Raw genomic sequence first — 18,512 nt, 5'->3', positions numbered from 1 at the left:
ATAAGAGCTAAATAGTTTTTCTTATCTTTGTAGCCAAAAGACTAAAGAATGAGGTTTTATTATGAATCATTATTTTAAATATTTACTAACAATCTTGTTGGCACTCGTTTGCACATTTAGTAATGCTCAAACTACTAAATGGAAAAATATGCACCAAGTAGGTAAACATGAAACTATATTTGGCATTGCAAAAACATATAATATCAGTATTCAAGATTTAATTGACGCTAATCCTGAAATGAAAGTTCCAGGATACGAACTTAAAAAAGGAATATGGCTCTTTGTTCCTTTTTCTAAATCTGGAGATAAAAACACACAAAACATTTTAGAAAAAAACAAGGCTAATATTATCCCTATTAAAACTGTAAATGCAAAAGCAAATGTTATTAAAATAGGTGTGCTCTTGCCACTACATAATAATGATGGCGATGGTAAACGCATGGTAGAGTTTTATCGTGGTATGCTTCTTGCCTTTAATGATCTCAAAAAAGAAGGCTATTCTACAGATGTTCATGCTTGGAACGTACCTATAGATGCTGATATTGATAAAATCTTACAGGATAAAAATATATCTGAGATGAATATTATCTTTGGACCTTTATATTCTAATCAAGTAAAAGCTTTATCCAATTTTTGTAAAGACAAAGGCATAAAAATGGTAGTTCCTTTTTCCATTAATGGTAATGAAGTTGCTGAGAATAGTAATCTTTTTCAAGTATATGAAAATGACAACTTACAAACTACTAAAGCTATTGCCGCTTTTTTAGAACGATTTCACAAATCACATCACCCTGTTTTCATCGATTGTAATGATAAAAATAGTAAGGTTGGCTCATTTACTAATATTTTAAGAAAACAATTAGAATTAGAAAAAATAAGTTACGACCTTACTAATATAAACTCTTCTGATACTAACTTTGCTAAGCATTTCAGTAAATCGATGCCCAATGTCGTTATAATTAATTCAGAAAAAAGTCCTCAACTAAATGCTGTTCTTGCAAAATTAAATATACTAACAAAGACTAATCCCGGCATTGCTATCTCTTTATATGGTTATAATCAGTGGTTTATGTATCAAGATTATGACCTCGCTTCATTCTTCAAATATAATACATATATACCTTCCACTTACTATTATAATAAAAATTCTGATAAGACAAAGGCTTTCGAAAAGATTTATTTTAACACTTATGGCGAGCCTATAAATAATATATATATTCCTCGCATAGCCATTAATGGGTACGATCAAATTCAATTCTTTGTGAGAGGATATAAAAAATTAGGATCTAATTTTAAAGGGCAAGCCTCAAGTATAAAATACAAATCACTACAAAATCGCTTCGATTTTGAGAAAATAGGGCAAGGAGGCTATCGTAATAAGTTCTTTCAATTAATACATTTCAAAAGTGACCAAACCTTAGAAAGTATAGTTTACTAACAATAATTTATTTACTACACTCACATTTTTTATATGACATTTCACAAAAAAATATTATTTTTTACTATCTTTTCTCTTCTTACTTTTACAACATCTTACGCACAAGTAGGTGAACATCGTAGCGTTTTTTCCTTAGGTATAAATGGTGGCTATATAGCTTCTAATATAGGATTCAGCCCAAAAGTAAATCAAAAGATGTACTTAGGTTATACAAGTGGACTTAGTTTGAGATATATTTGTGAAAAATATTTTAATACTATATGCTCTATTTACGGAGAAATAAACTATGCTAAACTTGGCTGGACCGAAGATATTCTAACATCTAATAACCAACCTGTAATTAATAGCAATGGCAAAGCTGAATCTTATAAGCGTACTATCAACTATATTCAAATCCCCATCATGGCACATCTTGCATGGGGAAAAGAACAAGATGGTATTAACTTCTTTTTCAAAGCTGGTCCTCAAATAGGCTATTTTCTAAATGAATCAATCAATAAAAATTTTATTCAACCTAATCTTTCTAAAGATGGAACAGGCCGTTCAAGTAATATAATAGCGCAAGAGAAAATGCCTGTAGAAAATAAATTAGATTATGGAATTGCTGCTGGTATAGGTATTGAATATAGTAAAAAAAATATTGGACATTTTATCATAGAAGCACGCTATTACTATGGCTTAGGAAATATTTATGCAAATACAAAAAAAGATTACTTTGGAAAGTCTAATTTAAATAATATCATTATTAAAGCTACATATTTATTTGATTTAACTAAACCCCAATAATATTTATGTTTAAAAATCATCCTAAAGGTCTTTTACAGGCCGCATTAAGTAACATGGGTGAGCGTTTTGGATACTACATCATGAACGCAGTACTCATACTTTTTCTTTGTTCTAAGTTCGGATTATCTGATGGGAAAGCAGGAGCTATTGCCGCAGTCTTCTTAGCAGGTATTTATGTAATGAGCCTACCTGGTGGTTGGATTGCCGACCGTACACAAAATTATCAACGAACTATTCAAACTGGTATTATACTAATGGCAATTGGTTATGTGGCTCTTTCTATACCTATCTTAGCTACGCCACAAAATAACACATGGCTATTAGTCTTTACATGTATAGCCTTAGCTGTAATAGCTATAGGAAATGGATTGTTTAAAGGTAACTTACAAGCTATTGTTGGTCAGATGTATGATAACTTTGAATCAGACATTGCTAAAAATAATCCCGAAAAACTCAAATGGGCACAAGGGCAACGTGATGCAGGATTTCAAATATTTTATGTTTTTATTAACATAGGTTCCTTAATTGCTCCTTTTGTCGCACCAGTGCTTCGTAGCTGGTGGCTACACCAAAACGGATTAGAGTATAGTCCTAATCTACCTGCTTTATGTCATAAATTTATAGAAGGGAATATTGGCTCCGATCTAAACAATTTAAGAGAACTTGTAACTGCTGTAGGTGGTAATGCTTCCGATTTAGCAACATTTTGTCCTAAATACTTAGATGTTTTCAATACTGGTGTTCACTATAGTTTTATAGTTAGTGTATTAATGATGGGAGTATCTTTAGCTATCTTTATGCTTTCAAAACACATGATGCCTATGCCGGTTAAGAAAAAAGTTACTCATACTATCGAATATACTGCAGAAGAAAAAACAGCTATGGGCAAGGAAATAAAACAACGTATGTATGCTTTGATTGCAGTATTAGCTATTAGCGTATTCTTTTGGTTCTCTTTTCATCAGAATGGACAAAGTCTTTCTTTGTTTGCTCGCGACTTTGTTTACAATAAGACTATAGCTCCAGAGATTATGCAAGCTGTAAACCCTTTCTTCGTCGTATTCTTAACACCAATTATCATGTGGATATTTGCTTATTTCACTAAAATAGGGAAACCTATTTCGACACCACGCAAGATAGTATATGGTATGGGTATAGCAGGTCTTGCATTCGTGTTTTTAATGATATATTCTATAATACAAAAATATCCTTCTGCTGAAAACTTTCTAAAACTTTCTCCAGAAATAAGTAACGCCATGAAAGCTGGTCCTTGGCTACTTGTTGTTACATATTTCTTTCTTACAGTAGCTGAACTATTTATATCTCCACTTGGATTAAGTTTTGTAAGTAAAATTGCGCCAAAACATTTACAAGGTATATGTCAAGGTTTATGGCTTGGTGCTACAGCATTAGGTAATCTACTATTATGGATCGGACCTTTAATGTATAATAAATGGCCATTATGGCAATGTTGGTTAGTTTTTGCTATTGTATGTGTAATTTCCATGACTATCATGTTTAGCATGGTAAAATGGTTAGAAAGAGTTACTAATTCTTAAAAAATAACTTTATCTATAATTATAACATAAGCATCCAATATTTGTCAGTATGAAAGAGACAAATATTGGATGCTTTAATTATTTTTATACTTTGTTGTGCAATTATTTTTTTTATCCCAAAGAGTTACAAAACCCTCACTACTACTTGTGTAATTAGAAATAATTTCCGAAATTTGTAATTGTGTAAGTTCCATTTCTTATATTATTTTATATTTCAAATACAAAGATAATACAAATATGGGCTTACACACTTTTATAGGACAGTACCCGTTTCAAAACTGAGACGACCACCGACAATCTTGAAACCTATTTTCTCAGCAGCTTTACTGATGCCCAGAAGGGAGACAGCACTTTTCTCAAGATTGCAGAGTGTTCATAATTCATCATAGTCAGGATTTTTTTATAATGTATAATATAGTTAAAAGACACGCTAAACCACAGTCCATTGCATCCTGTTGCCTCAATATTCTCATTTTTATTGAACTCCATATTTTTACTTGGTCAAAAGCCCTGTGTCAAAGTGAGTGTTATTAATCTTCTGACGAGCTATGTCTATTTTTTTCCCAAAACTAAAGTTGTAGGATAACTTCAAGTATATCGTATTAGCTGTTTGATTTGATATGTTCCACCTATCCATCTGCAATATAGCTCCTGGATGAGTTTTTTGCCCACTCCTATACTCCTTAACGAATAAATATTTGCCACCAATACCTATATTCAACCCAAAATTCGTTTTATAACTAACTTCTGCCACCGTTGCTTTAGGAGCCTTGATCAACCACAAGCCTTGCATATAGTTACTTGCAGATTGATACATTAGCATAGTGTGCCAGTTCTTGATGTTATAATCAATCTGAAAGAAATAGCGTAAATAGTTATTATCCCATTTATTACCTTCGTTCTGAATATGACCAAGTACGTAATTTCCCCAAGAACTAAAACTAAGTTTTGGGTTACCAAGTGGCATGTATTTTATTTGCCAAGCGACAAGAAAGTCTGCAAGAGAATTCAGATTCTTGTATGTTTCTGCGATGTAGCTTTCTCGCTTTTCAAAAAATGGGAGGATAGCCCCTTTGGCAAAAGAATAGCTTAAATTAATAGATGTAGTAAGATAGTTATTATGGAAATTCCCTCCAGCCGTAAACCTATGCTTGAGATAGGGCTTGAGCTCGGCATTACCGACAAAAACATATTTATAATCTTTGTAAATAGGAGTTTCCGTCAGCATTGAAATACTTGGAGAGATATTATCTATGTGATAAAAAGCAAAAAGCCAAATTCTCTTACTTGGGGTATAATAAACTCTAGCATTGGGCTTAAATGTAAAGAAGGAGAAGGATTGATTATGCTTTGGATTGCGAAAATTCACTTGCTGTAATCCTAAACTACCATACAGTTGCCATTTCCCTATGGAGATTGAGGCATCTGAATAAATATTCAATATATTAATCGAGGAAAAAGATTTTCGAGGCATAGCAAACTCTCCGATATGGAGTTCTTGATCGTTTGTGCTGAAATTATCTCGAATGCCGAACTTTAATGTTGCTTTTTCGAAGAAATGACTATATTGCAGGTCTGCAGTGATGCTTTTCTTGAGACCATACACTTTAGAATATTCGTCAAAGAACTTTTCCCCTGTCAATTTCTCCTCAATGTAAGATGAGTTGAGCTGAGATTTATAAAGGTCTCCGCTAAAATCAAATAATAGCTCTCTTTTTTTACCAAACTTCTTGGCTATGTACACATCCCAAGCGTAAGACTGCCACTTTATATGGCTGGGCGAGTTAGCTTTTAGAATATCTACTTCAGAGGAAATAACCTTTTGTTGATAGTTTGAAAATTCATCATATAGAGATAGTTTCCCAGTGGCATTAAGCTGAAGATTATTACCCCACATTTTCATTACCCCAAACTGAAAATTATGTTGTTTTTTCCCCCATGGAGACTCCATTCCAATTTTTTCTTTGCTATATATTTTATTTTCATAGTTGTATACGAGCTTTTCATCCTGACGATATATGCTACGACTGAGTACATTATCATAAGTCGTAGAAAAACGCCACTTATTAACATTGTAAGCTGTGGAGAAAATATTAGTGCCATCTATTCTGGTGACTGCATCTGTCAAATCCACAAATATATTACCTCCTTGTATGTCCTTTTTTGTGATAACGTTGATAACCATACTCGCTCCCATCGAAATAAAACGTGCAGGAGGATTTCTATAAACATCTACTTTAGAGATGTCTCCCTTGTCAATGACTAACAAATCTTTTTCTTCAACCTTAACTCCATTAAGTAAAATAAGTACTGAACCTCCATCTGAAGCTGTAAGTGTTCGCCATCCCGTTACTGTTAATGACGGTATGAGAGAAAGAGCCTCTAAGAATGTAGAATAATTTTTCATCTTCATAGGGTTAAACCGATAACTTTCGTGAGATGAGAACCTATTCACCTCACTTGGACTTACAACAACTTCTCCAAGTAACTGCGAGTTGGTTCTTAGTTTAATATTCCCTACTTCTTTTTCAGAGAATTCCGCCTCATAAGGATAATAACCAATGTAAGTTACGCGCAAAATAAACTTATGGGGAACTTTGTTTAATTGCAACGAGAATAAGCCCAAAGAATCAGATACAGAGTGAGTAAGAAGGGTGCTATCTTGACTCGACAGCATCACTACTGATACATACGGAAGGTTCTCTTCTGTATCTGAGAGTATTTTACCTCGAACTATTTCTTGAGCATAGGAGGGAAAAGATACATTGAATAGTACAATTGAAAGTACTAGTAAATGTAGTAGTTGGTACTTATTTTTTATTCCTGTATTCATAATATCAAATTCCATTTATTACACTTGGGAGTCAGTTCGGAAGCTGAACAAACGGCATTGTCGTGCAACCCTGCGAGGATATTGCTATAGCAAATCTTCAGAGCTTGTAATGAGATCAGACATACACCTGCAGAATAGAACACCTCCATCGGGAAGTTCCCCAACTCTCCATGCACCATAGAAGCGTGCGATGGGAGCAACTGATCAGGGGTACTCGTTCCGCACGCCAACAGCCCTACGTTTCGAGGTAATTGACCATTATCAAATAGCTTGACAATAGCTTCTTTTGCTAGTTGGGCATTTGTATGGGTAAGTCTGCTGTTCTTGCCTAGAGCATAATATCTCTGTTGAATTTCATTTTGGCGAAGTACGATTGATTTTATTCGAGATTTATTTCCCCCAATCAGTCCTATGTATTCTTCCATTTCGTCATTAGAAATAGGAGAATTGGGCAAAAAAGAGGCAATCCGATTTATATAAACTTTCCTATCCATCTCTATATGTGTTGATTTGTGAGTATAGAGTATTCCAAAGTTTGTCCAGTTGCTCAATATCTAAGCCTGAAAATAATGCGTCTTTAAACGAAAGACCTATATAAATATGTCTAAACAAAGAAGCTATATCTTCACTTGTTTCACTTGACGATATCTCCTTTTTGGATTTAGCCAATTCGATAATATTTATCCAACAAGAGGACTCTCTTTCCTCATAGGCTTTCATTTCATCTTCAAAACTTGGATATAAAGCTTTGAGCTCAAGAATAAATCGATAGAAGTGAAAATGCTTCGCCTCTCCTTTGTTTATTTGACTTAGGGAGTCCATCCTGTCCTTAATAGCACAAAGTTGTTCTACTATAAAGTCTCTCAGAGGTGTTTCTGAAATGGAATACTTTGATTGAGATCCCTCATTTGAAGAAGAGATATGATTGAAGAAGAACATGTCTCCCACACTTTTGAACATATCCTCTTTACTCTTGAAGTAGTAAAACACTAATCCTCTTGAAACATTTGCAGCATTCTCAATTTCGGCAATACTAACTCTGTCATATCCCTTTAAAATGAAAAGCCTAAATGCTTCTTTTAGTATATTCTCCTTACTTGATTTTCTTGCCATATCAACCTATATATGTTCTACTCTTATTAGAAAACAAACCGACTACTGAGTGAACTCTGAAACAAAGGTATGAAATACAAAGCAAACTACCAAATCTTGGGCGAATTTTCTTTTTCCGTAGATTCAACTTCAAAATGCAACTACGTTTGCTAATTTAAGTAAAAGGTCTCAAGTGGCGTTCTGAATCCCAACTTTTTTCTTGGTCTGGCATTTATTTTATATTGATATTCTTTGATTTGATTATCCTTAAAATACTTGAAACCACTCTTTTGGGGAATGTATTGCCTATAGAGTTTGTTAGTATACCTCAATGAGCCCTTTTTCCCAAGAGCAGTAGGGATGCGCAAAATATATCTTCGTATCTAGCGCTTTTTCCAACCACTTGTGGTCTGCGAATTCCTGTCCGTTATCCGTGGTTATTGTTTTTACGTTATGCTTGTAAGGCAACAACATGAGGTATACGGCTTGGGAAACGCCTTTGGCATCCTTGCCTTTCTCAAGTTTCCTTATCATGGTGAACCCCATGCTGCGCTCAACCAGTGTAACCATGGCCCCTTGTTGTCTGCTCCGATGATCAAGTTCATTTCCCAATCTCCATGCCTTGTTCCGTCTGCTTCAGGCGGCCGCTCCTCTATGCTGGTTCGGTCTTTGATGGGCACGTGTTTTCCAACTGGGCGCTTGCGGCACTTCAACTAATGACGGCAGTTCTTGTATAAGTCTCCCCGCTTAGTTTGTCTTCTCGAATGTATTGGTAAATTCTTTCAATGGAAACCATGTTGTAGCCTTTGAGCTTGCAATAGCCAACTATCTGTTCCGGAGACCACTGGCATTGTCGCATGTACCAGCTAACGCGGTTCTTCACCTCACCTGTAAAGGTGCGGGGCTTGCGTAGACGCTCTTTACGAATGTCTGCCAGCATATGTGCATGAGAGTAACTATACGCACCATGTTTGTTGCGATTGCGCTCAAGTTCGCTACTTACAACCGATTCGTCCTTGTTTATGATCGCAGCTATCTTTTTTGCTGAAAACCTTGCTTGTGCATCACTGAAATTGTGTACATTTGTTCTTTGGTGAGTTATGTCATCTTTTATAACTTTTGGAAGGGACTACAAAGATACTAAAACTTTCCATCGGAGAGAGAGGGGAACACCCCCTCTTTTCTCTGAAAAATTATCTTTTTCACTCCTTTTGTTTATTTCCAAAAGTTGAATCTTTTAATTGAACTTACGTCTCACTGATTTAATCTACAATTGAAATCAATTAAAAAAAAAAACTGTTTTTTTTTGTTTTATCAAAAAAAAACTTTAACTTTGCACTCGCTTACTAAAAATAAGTTTTCGGTTAAAATATCATTTTAGGAGAGATGGTAGAGTGGTCGATTACAGCAGTCTTGAAAACTGCCGTGCTGAAAGGCACCGGGGGTTCGAATCCCTCTCTCTCCGCTAATAGGCTTCAAAAGGACTTCACAAGGGTTGTCAATTTAGCCTTCAAAAATTTGCTAATCGTTGTAAAATCAAGGTTTTACAACGATTTTTCTTTGTATATACCTCTATCGCCTGACGGCATAACCCTATGTTTTGACAATCATCATTCGGTCAATTTCTGCTACATAAACTGCTACACAAAAATTGCAGTAGCAAAAAATGTAGCAGTGACGGTATTCTGAATACCATATTGACGGCATCAACTCTTTCTTTTTCAACGTATTAAGTATTAACTTTGCAGCCGAGTGCTACATAAAAGAATGATGCATTATGAGAACAAATTTCAAGGTATCCTTCTACCTACGCTCAAACTATGAGAACAAAGAAGGAAAGTCGCCTGTAATGCTCCGAGTATTCCTTAACGGAGAGATGGCTAATTTCGGATCTACGAAAATATTCGTGGACAAGTCACTGTGGAATAACACTACCAGCAGGCTCAAAGGTCGGACGGCAGAAGCCTTATCCGCTAATGCCGCATTGGACTCCATTTCCACAATGCTGAATAACATTTACCACAAATTCGAGGATGATGAATCCTTGTCATTGGATAAAATCCGCTCATTCTTTGTCGGGAAAGACAGGGAGTACACGACCTTTCTCCCGATATTCGACAAGTTCAACGAAGATGTCAGACAGCGTGTCGGACATACCATCAGCAAGGACAGCCTGCAAAAGTACAGCGTTTTAAGAAGGCATTTCGCAGAATTCCTTATCTATAAGTATGGGAAGAAAGATATTGGACTGGCAGAGTTCACGCCATCTATAGTACAGGACTTTGAACTGTACCTGAGTACGGCGGCTGGGTGTGCCTATAACACATCAGTCAAGAAATTGAAGGCACTGAAAACCGTGACCATCTATGCGCAAAAGCGTGGCTATCTTCTTCACGACCCATTCCTCAATCATCGTTTTCACTTGGAGCCTGTCAATCGAGGTTTTCTCACGGATGAGGAGATTATGAAGATAGCCAACAAGGAAATTGCTATTCAACGCTTGGAGTTAGTAAGGGATGTTTTCATCTTTTCATGCTTCACAGGTCTGGCATATATCGACGTATCCAACCTTACACCAGACAACATCGTAACGCTCGATGATAAGCTGTGGATTATGACCAAGAGGCAGAAAACAAGCGTGGAAACAAATGTGTTACTTCTTGACATTCCCAAGAGTATCATTGCCAAGTACAGTCATAAGACCTATCGGGACGGCAAACTATTTCCCATCCTAACGAATCAGAAAACCAACGCATATTTGAAAGAAATTGCCGACATTTGTGGCATCAAGAAGAATCTGACCTTCCATCTTGCCCGACATACGTTTGCAACCATGTCGCTAAGCAAGGGTGTTCCTATGGAAAGTGTGTCGAAGATGTTGGGACATACCAACATTAAAACTACACAAATTTATGCCCGTATTACCAATAAGAAGATAGAAGACGATATGGAACAGCTGGCTGGCAAGTTAGATAAGTTCAATGTTGCTATGGGCATCAACTCAAAATAATGTACAACCCTAAACCAAGAAGATTATGACAACAACAAAGAAAGAGCTTTCCTACTTCCGTTTGAAGTTAGAGAACTACCTCAGTGAGCATTTCCCCGAAATGCTAAGTGACAAACCATTCATAACGGCAAGAGCTGACGAATCCCTTACTACCTACTGCGATGCAGTGGCACAAGGCTTCTCGCATCCCGAAGCTGAGACAATGGCAAGTGAAGTCTTATACCAAGGTTTGCACTTTTCCAAGTACGACACGCTTGTCTCTATCTTAGAGAATGAGTTCGAGAAAGAACTCCCTTCTCCTCTTCCTGAAAGACTAACACCAATGCTTCTGAAGAATAAGGCTGTGCAAAGCGTTTTCGACAAGTATGAACTGACAGACGACTTTGGCGCAACACCAGAGTATGAGAAACTCTACACCGAATTGACAGGAACAATCGTTCTGCTCATTGAGGTCAATGGTCTGCCAACGATAGGCGGTGAGAACATGACTTGATGTAGCACCATCTGGAGCTTTTGTAGTGTCAAGAGCCAAGATAAACGCTCCACTCCACACGCCAAGAGTTTTACAAACACTTGTCTTTGGGTCGTTAGAGCATCTTGCCGGTGCTCTTGAAACTATTAAAAGCTCCGATTATGAATACAATCATCATGAATCAAGACGTTCTTAAAAGTGCGATTTCTCGCCGAGACAATAGAAGCGAGCTTCCATTGTCCTCACGGCTTAACGAAATCGTTCACACACCTGCCTTCATCAAGGCAGACGCATCGAACAAAACCGATAAGAACAAGCAGCAGCCGACTTCTCCCAAGCAAGTCCGCCGCTTCGGTTGGACACGCTTCATCGAACTAGGCTTCCTGCTTTCCATCGTTATCGGTGCCATTTGGCTTATCTCGAAGATAGTAACGCCACAGGTCGTAACTGTCGTGTCAGTTATTGCAGGTTTTCTGATACTACGCTTTATAGTCAGGGTAATTCTGAAAGTGGCATTTACGTTGCTGAGCATTCTCTTCTGGCTGGCGATTGTCTGTGCCATCCTGCTTTACGTGCTTTGAGAAGCACGACGATGAATCTGTAAACACTTTCATTTATCGTTCATCAGGTGGTTATCTCACATTTCGAGATAGCCACCTTTTCTATTTCCCACTATGGGCGTTGCACTTTCGCTTCCTTTCCAATGCTCCATAATATGCGAAATGAAGAAGACGGATGCTGTTCCCTTTTTATCCGCAAAGGTAGTATGGGGCTTGTGGCTTTCAAAAGGTCTGTGCCGCTTGGTTTGTCTGGAAAATCTCCACACCTACGGGTAGTATTTTCCGACAAAACCTTGTGCAAGCCCGCCCCGCTACCTCTATTTTGCTACAAAAAGGAATCAGCATACTCCGATCTTTGGACGCATAAAAAAAATGTCGCTATGGATAAGCAAAAAGTAAATACAACATCTTCGATGAACAGAAAAGGATATAGCTCCTCCTCTCATTACCGCATTAACCCTGTGGCTGAAAAAAGTGAGCAAGTGTTGGCAATTAAGTTTGTACAATGGGACATTCCCCCTTTGGAGAGCCTTTGTAACAGCAAAGTATATCTCCTGCGTGTGAAACTCAATAGTGGCGAGTGTATGAGCCGTGAGGAAAAGAATTGGCTATGTGAGGCGGTAAACTCAAACACCTATTTCCGTACAGCCGTTCCCCTACAAGGCTATCGCTTTGACTTCTTTGATGTACTGAAGAAATACCTTGTCAATCAGTACGGACAATGGACAGAGTATTACGCACCCGACAGAACAAGCCTAAGAGCCTACCTATATGGGCGTATCAATCAAATAGTAGAAATTTCCAAGTATTAACAACATCAAAACATATACGACAATGAAAGGAACAGAACATTTCACACGGACAATAGCCGAGTATCTTAATCAGCGTGCTATGACAGACCCCTTGTTTGCCCCTAACTTGATGAAACCGAACAAGAATATCGAGGAGTGCATCACCTACATTCTTAATGAAGTGCAGAAAAGCGGTTGCAACGGCTTTGATGATGATGAAATCTTCTCTATGGCTGTTCACTACTATGATGAGGACGATATAGAAGTCGGCAAGGCTGTTTCCTGCCAAGTAGCCGTTAATCACATTGTAGAACTCACAGAGGAAGAAAAAGCCGAAGCAAGGCAGGAAGCCATTAAGCAATATCAGCGTGAGGAACTTGCCAAGATACAGAGCCGTAACGCACGAGTTAAAAAGACCGAGAACATAGCAACCCAAGTACAACCATCACTATTCGATTTTTAAGTCTATGAAACCAAGAAACAAATTTGAAAAGGCAGTTTTTGAACAAAGCAAGCACCTATGCCCGATAACCAAGACACAAAGTAAGTGGGCATTCCGTGAGTGCATAGACCACTTAGCCTACCGCTTGCCAAAAGGTCGCACCACTTGTATGGATTGTGGGCATAGTTGGATAATGAACAAACATAGAGAAACTTGCACTTGCCCTCATTGCAGGGCAAAGTTGCAGGTCAAGGAAACATTCCAAAGGAAATTGCAGCAGAAGCACTATTTCACAACACTTACCGCTTGCGGAGAATACCAAGTGTTGCGGATGTTCCTCCTCGTGGCTGAAATGGAGAAAGGTTGCAAGGCAGGACACTATGTGCTTGAAATCGGTCAGTATTGGTGGAACGCACAAGGACGAAAGACGATTGTTGCCGTTCAGAGAGTATTGGGTAGATACGTTGATACATTCTCCTATTGCGCACCTATGGCAATCCGCAACGACAACGAAGCCTACCGATATGCAGCCTATTCGCAGATATATCCGAAGTTCAAGGTATCAGACACACTCCGCAGAAATGGTTTCAAGGATGATTTTCACGAAATACCCCCGACAACACTCATTCCTGCATTGCTTTCTGACAGCCGTGCCGAAACATTGATGAAGTCGGGACGTACAGACCACCTACGCTATTTCCTTGGCAAAAGAAGAGCGTTTGACGAGTATTGGCAGTCCTATAAGATTGCAGTCCGTAACGGCTACGATATAACGGATATTTCCCTTTGGTGCGACTATGTGGATATGCTCCGCAGATTGAACAAGGACATACACAGCCCGAAGTTTCTTTGTCCCACCAACCTCAAAGGCGAACACGACCGCAGACACAATGAACTTCTCAAAGTGCGTGAAAGGGAAGAAATAGAACAGAAGCAAAAGAAGGCAATGGAAGATGAAAAACGTTTCAAAGAACTTAAATCCAAATTTTTCGGTATCCATTTCACGGACGGCACTATCCAAGTCCACGTATTGGAGAGCGTGCAGGAACATTTGGAAGAAGGTGTATCAATGCATCATTGCGTATTCTCCAACGAATATTATCTTAAAGAGGACTCACTAATCCTATCGGCAACCATTGAGGGCAAGCGGATAGAAACAATAGAAGTATCATTACGAACTTTGGAAGTGGTACAAAGTCGTGGAGTGTGCAACAAGAATACGGAGTATCACGAACAGATAGTGAACCTTGTCAATGCCAACCGCAGGCTAATCAGCCAACGAATGAAGGCAACGGCATAAAGTATAAATCATTAAATTATCAGAGATATGAAAACAGAGATAGAGAACGTCATTTTTAATTGGTCGGATGAGATACCTCCCATTCTTGTTCGGGTTATCAATGCGATAACCCTATCCGACAACAAAGAGGAGTTAAGGTCGACTATCAACAAAATAGCCGAAGAAACAGAACTTGATAAGTTCTTTGCATACGGCTATGGCACACATCACTTTAGGCTTAAACACCGCAGATTATCCAATGGAGAGCCAAAGGAACACAGATTATTAAAGGTTGAATTTTAAGATTGCGAAGATGAAACAGAGATTTTTGGTATATACGCAATATGTTTTCGATGGCGTATTCGATGTTGTTGCAGAGAGCAAGGAAGATGCACGGCAAAAAGTCCTGCAAGATTGTGGGTTGGTCATGGGTGGAAGTATTCACAGCACCCTGCCCGATGATGAGATAAACTGGGCATTTGACAGACACCCAAACAAGCGAATAGACAGAATAACGAAGGTATAGAAACAGCATCTTGAATAAGACCAAGAGCCACGCAAACCGAAAATTTGCGTGGCTTCTTTTCTTTGTCTTTGAACGAGCAGGCGACCAAAGCAAAGAAGCAAAAGAAAGTCGCAAGAATTGCATTATAGGTTTAATTACAGAGTAAACGTTTGGCAATTTGAAACATCAAGCTTTAACTTCGAGATAAAGTTTTTAACTCTCAAAATTTCTTTGTCACGCTCTTGTGGATTATTATAATAAATGGAAAAGAACCAATGAGCATCTGAAGTGACATGATTAGCTATCTCTATAAAATAGTCTAAATCAATATCAGATAAAGAGTGTCCGTAAATGACGATTTTATCTATATTGGTTAAACTGCTCCAGTACTTAGCATTGTTGCAAATTATTTCAGAAATATTTTTCTGCTGCTCATTTACGACTTCAGCAATATTATCGTATGCCTCATATTCATAAATCATTGGATCTTCTGAAAGGAAATCATTTCCATTAAGGTTGTTCATATGCCCAACAACTAATCTTTGATTACAGTTTCGCCTTCCATGTATATAATTGATTTGTGCTTTTGGAATTCTGTAAAGAGTCTCCAATGTTTCGGTATAGTTGAAAGATAGAAACATGCCATTTCTGTCAAAATGTGGCAATACTACAGGCTGAGCATCTATATCTATTTGATTAACCCACTCTTCAAATATACCATGGAAAGCCTCGAACATCATTTCTATGTGGTGTTTGGGGGCATCCTCCATCTGAGCTTGAAACCGCATTTCATGGTCTTCCTCTAATTCAATATCTTCTGTCGATTCATCAAATGCATTCTGAAAATCAATATTCCCTAAAGCACGTTCAAGATCACACCATAGTTCTAGCTCTCCATTTTCTTTATTCCTCGTTGGATAACAAGTTTCTAACAACCCTATCCAATACCCATCTAAGCCAGAATGTCTCCATGCATATTCTCTAAAATTACTATACAAAGAAGCTATGCCATGATGAATGTCAAAGCCATTGCCAATTATATGAAGTGTAGCCATTTTCTCATTAATTAAAATTTTCACAAATTTACTCATTCATAGTGACAAATACGAAAAAACGGGAATAGAATAGAACTCACTCGCAAGTTGATTAAACAGACAAGGAAGATTGATTGGAAAATCAAGGGATAAAGAACAAGGCATACTCCACTTGTCTCCGTTTAACCAATCCTTTCAAGATCTTACCCTTGTATCGGCAGAACGAGACATACTCCGGATAGATGTTTCTGTCCCCTGCCTCTATCTTTTTCAGCAATCGGCTCTTGGGGTGCTTACCATATCCGAGCAACCTTCCCACACCCACATTATAGGCAAGCAAGGTAAGCAGCAAGGCATCCTTGCCATATCCTTTGAAGTGTTCAAAGCATTTCCAAAGGTCGGCACGGAGCAGGGAGTCCGCCTGCCGTTCCGTCATATTGGAAGAGAAATGCTCGCCCGGTTGCAACTGATGCCCATATCCGACATACGGATAGCAACTCTCTCTGTGTAGTCCCTCGAAGTATTTCACGACCGATACGGCGCGCTCAAAAGGAGGTAAGTCTGCCAACCGTACCCTGCACTGGGCAAGGATCGGCTGACAGAGCAAGCACATTATACAGAATAAAGCAAAGCGTTTAGCTGTTCGCATCGTTCAAAGCTTTGGTTACTACTGCGGTGGTCTTTCCCTTTTCCTCCGCCTTTTCATTGTTGAAACTGAAAGTCAGTTGCTGCATCTGACCGAAACTGTCCTCCACGTACACGTCAATCGTCTGGCGGTCGGTGGACAGCGAGGTGTAGTACAGACGGAAGACGTCCTTTGTGAGCGGATAGCGGTCGTTGGGCTTGAATACTATTCTATCATCCATTTTCAGTGTTCCCTTGCCGTCGGGCTGGAAGTATCGGATGGTGTAGCGTGTGTCAGCAAAGTCGCCCCCTCGCTTGAGCGTGCAGCGTATCTCTGCCGTCTGTCCCTTTATGATGCCTTTCTGAACCGGCATTGTTTCCACCATAAACGGATAAGACTGCTGAACATCCAAATTCCTATCACAAGCAGATAGACAAAACACGGCAAGGGCAAGTACGCCCATTACCCATATCGAACTTAATATCTTCTTTTTCATGTTTCTTTTCTATTAAATATTAAACCTAAGTCCTGCTGATAGCGCAGGACGGAAACGATGCACGTCCGTTCCAAAGAGGAAGCGTCCCTGCGCCTTTACAAGAAAGAGAACCCTGTCCGTAAGGAATACTTCCAACGAGCCATACACGGCACCGCCATAGACGAAGCGTGAGCGGTCAAGTAGTGTTGCTCCATCGGGCAGCAGCTTCTGATCCTCGTTGATTTCCTCATAACCACCTAATACGGATATGCCACCATAGAGAAACACGTTCTTACCTCTGTCGGAGAGAACAGGGTGCATATAGCCTACCTGCAAAAGCGCATCTTTGAGTTTTATGCCATAATCCCTATACGGCATATTCTGCTGTTCATACTCAACTCTTACAAAGGAGTAGTTCTCTCGTTTCAAGTAACGGGTAAGTGATACACTAACACCGAAGTTATCCTTGGCAAAGAACTTTTCTCCTTTGACAAGGGGAACGCTGCCCATGACTTCTATCCCTTTCTGTTTGGGTATCAGCCGTTGGGCGTGCGACGGCAGACTAAAAGCCATTGCCACCGCTGCACAAACCGATAAAATGATTTTCTTCTTCATAATGTCTACCATTTCAGTTTGAGGTTATCAATCTTCTTTGCTATCTGCAGGTCCTCTGCCGTTACATAAAAAGTCAGCATACGACCGCCATTTCTTTCATAGAGCGTCACTTCAAGCTGCTTGTCTTCTGCAAGAGAGAACTGTTCGAGCGCAAACACAGTGTGTTCACTACCCATGCCACGCACCTGCATCACCTGATGATAGGCACGAAGCGGCTGCATCACCTGCTCTTGTATGGCGGTACGCTTTGCCACCTTCTTATCAACCACCTTGAACGTGATGAAGTCCACTGAGTACGGCATATTCGTGCCGTTTTCCATACGAATGTGGAAATACAGCAAGCCGTTATGGGCGTACAAGCCACGAAGCAGGAACTTCATACCGAACTGCTGTGCACCGATATGCTTGATGGTACGCTTGTCGTTCTGATAGATAGTCTGCATCATCAGCTTTACTAATATGGGCGACTCGTTGCCAAGTTCCTTAAAGTAAATGTCAGAGCGGTTGCTTGGCAGTCTACCTTCTGTTGTAGAGAGAAAATCCTTCATCTCTATGCTGAGCTTCTCCGGCTCATCGGCATATTTTACATTAAAAGCGTAAAATGAGCCGTCTTCACAAATCACGCTCATGTTGGTTTCCGTCTCAAAGTCCTTCACTGAAGCCTTTACACGTAGCACGTTCTCTGCATCCTCCGCTTTACCTGCAATGATGTTCTGCGAACCTAAGTCTACATAGCGGATGGCAGAAGGGAAGATAAGATGCACGGTCTTGTCAAAGGTAACGTCAAGACCATACGGCAGAACGACACGCCCCGTTGGAATGGCACGGCTCATACCTTGAAAGAGCTCTCCCGAAGTAAGCGGACGGCTTGGTGTCAGACCATCATTGTTTTCCTGTGCTGTGGCTGTTGCTCCCACCATGGCAAGCATAGCCATTGATAAAATAATTTTCTTCATTGTTGCTATTGATTTGATGTTATTTTTTACTTATCATTTT

Annotated in this window: 18 protein-coding genes, 1 tRNA gene and 3 pseudogenes; 12 read left to right on the top strand and 10 right to left on the bottom strand. The window is 39.1% G+C overall.

The features are described from left to right. Nucleotides 1–61: 61 nt before the first annotated feature. From AC1DCD_RS00660 to AC1DCD_RS00650, 3 genes are read left to right on the top strand one after another with little or no spacing between them, the layout of a single operon-like run. The gene (locus tag AC1DCD_RS00660; RefSeq protein WP_353585770.1) at nucleotides 62–1,438 is read left to right on the top strand and encodes an amino acid ABC transporter substrate-binding protein; all 1,377 of its coding nucleotides are present in this window, start codon (nucleotides 62–64) and stop codon (nucleotides 1,436–1,438) included. 33 nt (nucleotides 1,439–1,471) lie between these two features. Beyond that, complete coding sequence (locus tag AC1DCD_RS00655; RefSeq protein ID WP_464639683.1) at nucleotides 1,472–2,224, top strand: porin family protein; 753 nt, start codon at nucleotides 1,472–1,474, stop codon at nucleotides 2,222–2,224. A 5-nt stretch (nucleotides 2,225–2,229) separates the two neighbouring features. Beyond that, on the top strand, nucleotides 2,230–3,783 hold the full coding sequence (locus tag AC1DCD_RS00650) for a peptide MFS transporter (RefSeq protein ID WP_464639685.1): 1,554 nt from the start codon (nucleotides 2,230–2,232) through the stop codon (nucleotides 3,781–3,783). Nucleotides 3,784–3,902: 119 nt separating this feature from the next. Here the strand turns inward: AC1DCD_RS00650 and AC1DCD_RS00645 are convergent. The 5 genes and pseudogenes from AC1DCD_RS00645 to AC1DCD_RS00625 all read right to left on the bottom strand — a co-directional run. Continuing rightward, nucleotides 3,903–3,977: pseudogene (locus tag AC1DCD_RS00645) on the bottom strand (transposase); the annotation flags it as partial. A gap of 299 nt (nucleotides 3,978–4,276) precedes the next feature. Next, nucleotides 4,277–6,616 (bottom strand): hypothetical protein, encoded by a 2,340-nt coding sequence (locus AC1DCD_RS00640; RefSeq protein WP_464643432.1) that lies wholly within the window; start codon nucleotides 6,614–6,616, stop codon nucleotides 4,277–4,279. Nucleotides 6,617–6,645: 29 nt separating this feature from the next. Further along, nucleotides 6,646–7,110: pseudogene (locus AC1DCD_RS00635) on the bottom strand (3-oxoacyl-ACP synthase); the annotation flags it as partial. After that, nucleotides 7,103–7,729 (bottom strand): TetR/AcrR family transcriptional regulator, encoded by a 627-nt coding sequence (locus AC1DCD_RS00630; RefSeq protein WP_353585775.1) that lies wholly within the window; start codon nucleotides 7,727–7,729, stop codon nucleotides 7,103–7,105. The gene AC1DCD_RS00630 and the pseudogene AC1DCD_RS00635, both read right to left, overlap by 8 nt. A 149-nt stretch (nucleotides 7,730–7,878) precedes the next feature. Continuing rightward, nucleotides 7,879–8,791 (bottom strand): annotated as a pseudogene (locus AC1DCD_RS00625) (IS30 family transposase). A gap of 297 nt (nucleotides 8,792–9,088) precedes the next feature. On the opposite strand from AC1DCD_RS00625, the gene AC1DCD_RS00620 reads away from it, so the two are divergent. The 9 genes from AC1DCD_RS00620 (at nucleotide 9,089) to AC1DCD_RS00580 (ending at nucleotide 14,788) form a co-directional block, all read left to right on the top strand. Continuing rightward, nucleotides 9,089–9,173 (top strand) — tRNA-Ser (locus tag AC1DCD_RS00620). A gap of 312 nt (nucleotides 9,174–9,485) precedes the next feature. After that, nucleotides 9,486–10,718 (top strand): site-specific integrase, encoded by a 1,233-nt coding sequence (locus AC1DCD_RS00615; RefSeq protein ID WP_060933338.1) that lies wholly within the window; start codon nucleotides 9,486–9,488, stop codon nucleotides 10,716–10,718. Between the two features lie 25 nt (nucleotides 10,719–10,743). Further along, nucleotides 10,744–11,211 carry a DUF1896 domain-containing protein gene (locus tag AC1DCD_RS00610; RefSeq protein ID WP_008449137.1) on the top strand — a complete coding sequence of 156 codons (468 nt, stop codon included), beginning with the start codon at nucleotides 10,744–10,746 and terminating at the stop codon, nucleotides 11,209–11,211. 140 nt (nucleotides 11,212–11,351) lie between these two features. Beyond that, a complete protein-coding gene (locus AC1DCD_RS00605; protein ID WP_081452768.1) occupies nucleotides 11,352–11,771 on the top strand; it encodes a hypothetical protein in 420 nt (139 codons plus the stop codon). A gap of 122 nt (nucleotides 11,772–11,893) precedes the next feature. Then, nucleotides 11,894–12,562 (top strand): hypothetical protein, encoded by a 669-nt coding sequence (locus AC1DCD_RS00600; protein ID WP_316909154.1) that lies wholly within the window; start codon nucleotides 11,894–11,896, stop codon nucleotides 12,560–12,562. Between the two features lie 22 nt (nucleotides 12,563–12,584). Beyond that, nucleotides 12,585–13,004 (top strand): PcfK-like family protein, encoded by a 420-nt coding sequence (locus tag AC1DCD_RS00595; RefSeq protein ID WP_004348170.1) that lies wholly within the window; start codon nucleotides 12,585–12,587, stop codon nucleotides 13,002–13,004. Between the two features lie 4 nt (nucleotides 13,005–13,008). Then, nucleotides 13,009–14,283 carry a PcfJ domain-containing protein gene (locus AC1DCD_RS00590; RefSeq protein ID WP_008449106.1) on the top strand — a complete coding sequence of 425 codons (1,275 nt, stop codon included), beginning with the start codon at nucleotides 13,009–13,011 and terminating at the stop codon, nucleotides 14,281–14,283. Between the two features lie 27 nt (nucleotides 14,284–14,310). Next, the gene (locus AC1DCD_RS00585; protein ID WP_036857218.1) at nucleotides 14,311–14,565 is read left to right on the top strand and encodes a hypothetical protein; all 255 of its coding nucleotides are present in this window, start codon (nucleotides 14,311–14,313) and stop codon (nucleotides 14,563–14,565) included. A gap of 10 nt (nucleotides 14,566–14,575) precedes the next feature. Further along, nucleotides 14,576–14,788 carry a hypothetical protein gene (locus AC1DCD_RS00580; protein ID WP_036857221.1) on the top strand — a complete coding sequence of 71 codons (213 nt, stop codon included), beginning with the start codon at nucleotides 14,576–14,578 and terminating at the stop codon, nucleotides 14,786–14,788. 134 nt (nucleotides 14,789–14,922) lie between these two features. Here AC1DCD_RS00580 and AC1DCD_RS00575 read toward each other — a convergent pair whose 3' ends face one another. The 5 genes from AC1DCD_RS00575 to traN all read right to left on the bottom strand — a co-directional run bounded on the left by AC1DCD_RS00575 (nucleotide 14,923) and on the right by traN (nucleotide 18,472). After that, the gene (locus AC1DCD_RS00575; RefSeq protein WP_231551789.1) at nucleotides 14,923–15,846 is read right to left on the bottom strand and encodes a bacteriophage abortive infection AbiH family protein; all 924 of its coding nucleotides are present in this window, start codon (nucleotides 15,844–15,846) and stop codon (nucleotides 14,923–14,925) included. A 97-nt stretch (nucleotides 15,847–15,943) separates the two neighbouring features. Continuing rightward, on the bottom strand, nucleotides 15,944–16,450 hold the full coding sequence (locus AC1DCD_RS00570; RefSeq protein ID WP_353585781.1) for a glycoside hydrolase family protein: 507 nt from the start codon (nucleotides 16,448–16,450) through the stop codon (nucleotides 15,944–15,946). Continuing rightward, nucleotides 16,437–16,922: a DUF3872 domain-containing protein gene (locus tag AC1DCD_RS00565; protein ID WP_008449119.1), complete on the bottom strand. Its 486-nt coding sequence runs from the start codon at nucleotides 16,920–16,922 to the stop codon at nucleotides 16,437–16,439. The genes AC1DCD_RS00570 and AC1DCD_RS00565 overlap by 14 nt, the downstream gene beginning before the upstream one ends. A gap of 12 nt (nucleotides 16,923–16,934) precedes the next feature. Next, nucleotides 16,935–17,528, bottom strand: a complete 594-nt coding sequence (locus AC1DCD_RS00560; protein ID WP_008449113.1) for a conjugal transfer protein TraO — start codon at nucleotides 17,526–17,528, stop codon at nucleotides 16,935–16,937. Continuing rightward, on the bottom strand, nucleotides 17,522–18,472 hold the full coding sequence (gene traN / locus AC1DCD_RS00555) for a conjugative transposon protein TraN (protein WP_008449126.1): 951 nt from the start codon (nucleotides 18,470–18,472) through the stop codon (nucleotides 17,522–17,524). Before traN ends, AC1DCD_RS00560 begins: the two co-directional genes overlap by 7 nt. Between the last annotated feature and the right edge of the window lie 40 nt (nucleotides 18,473–18,512).

The sequence above is a fragment of the Prevotella sp. C0209C1 genome, from assembly GCF_056583855.1.
Note: the sequence above shows the minus strand (reverse complement) of the source record. Positions and strands in the feature narration are given on the sequence as shown.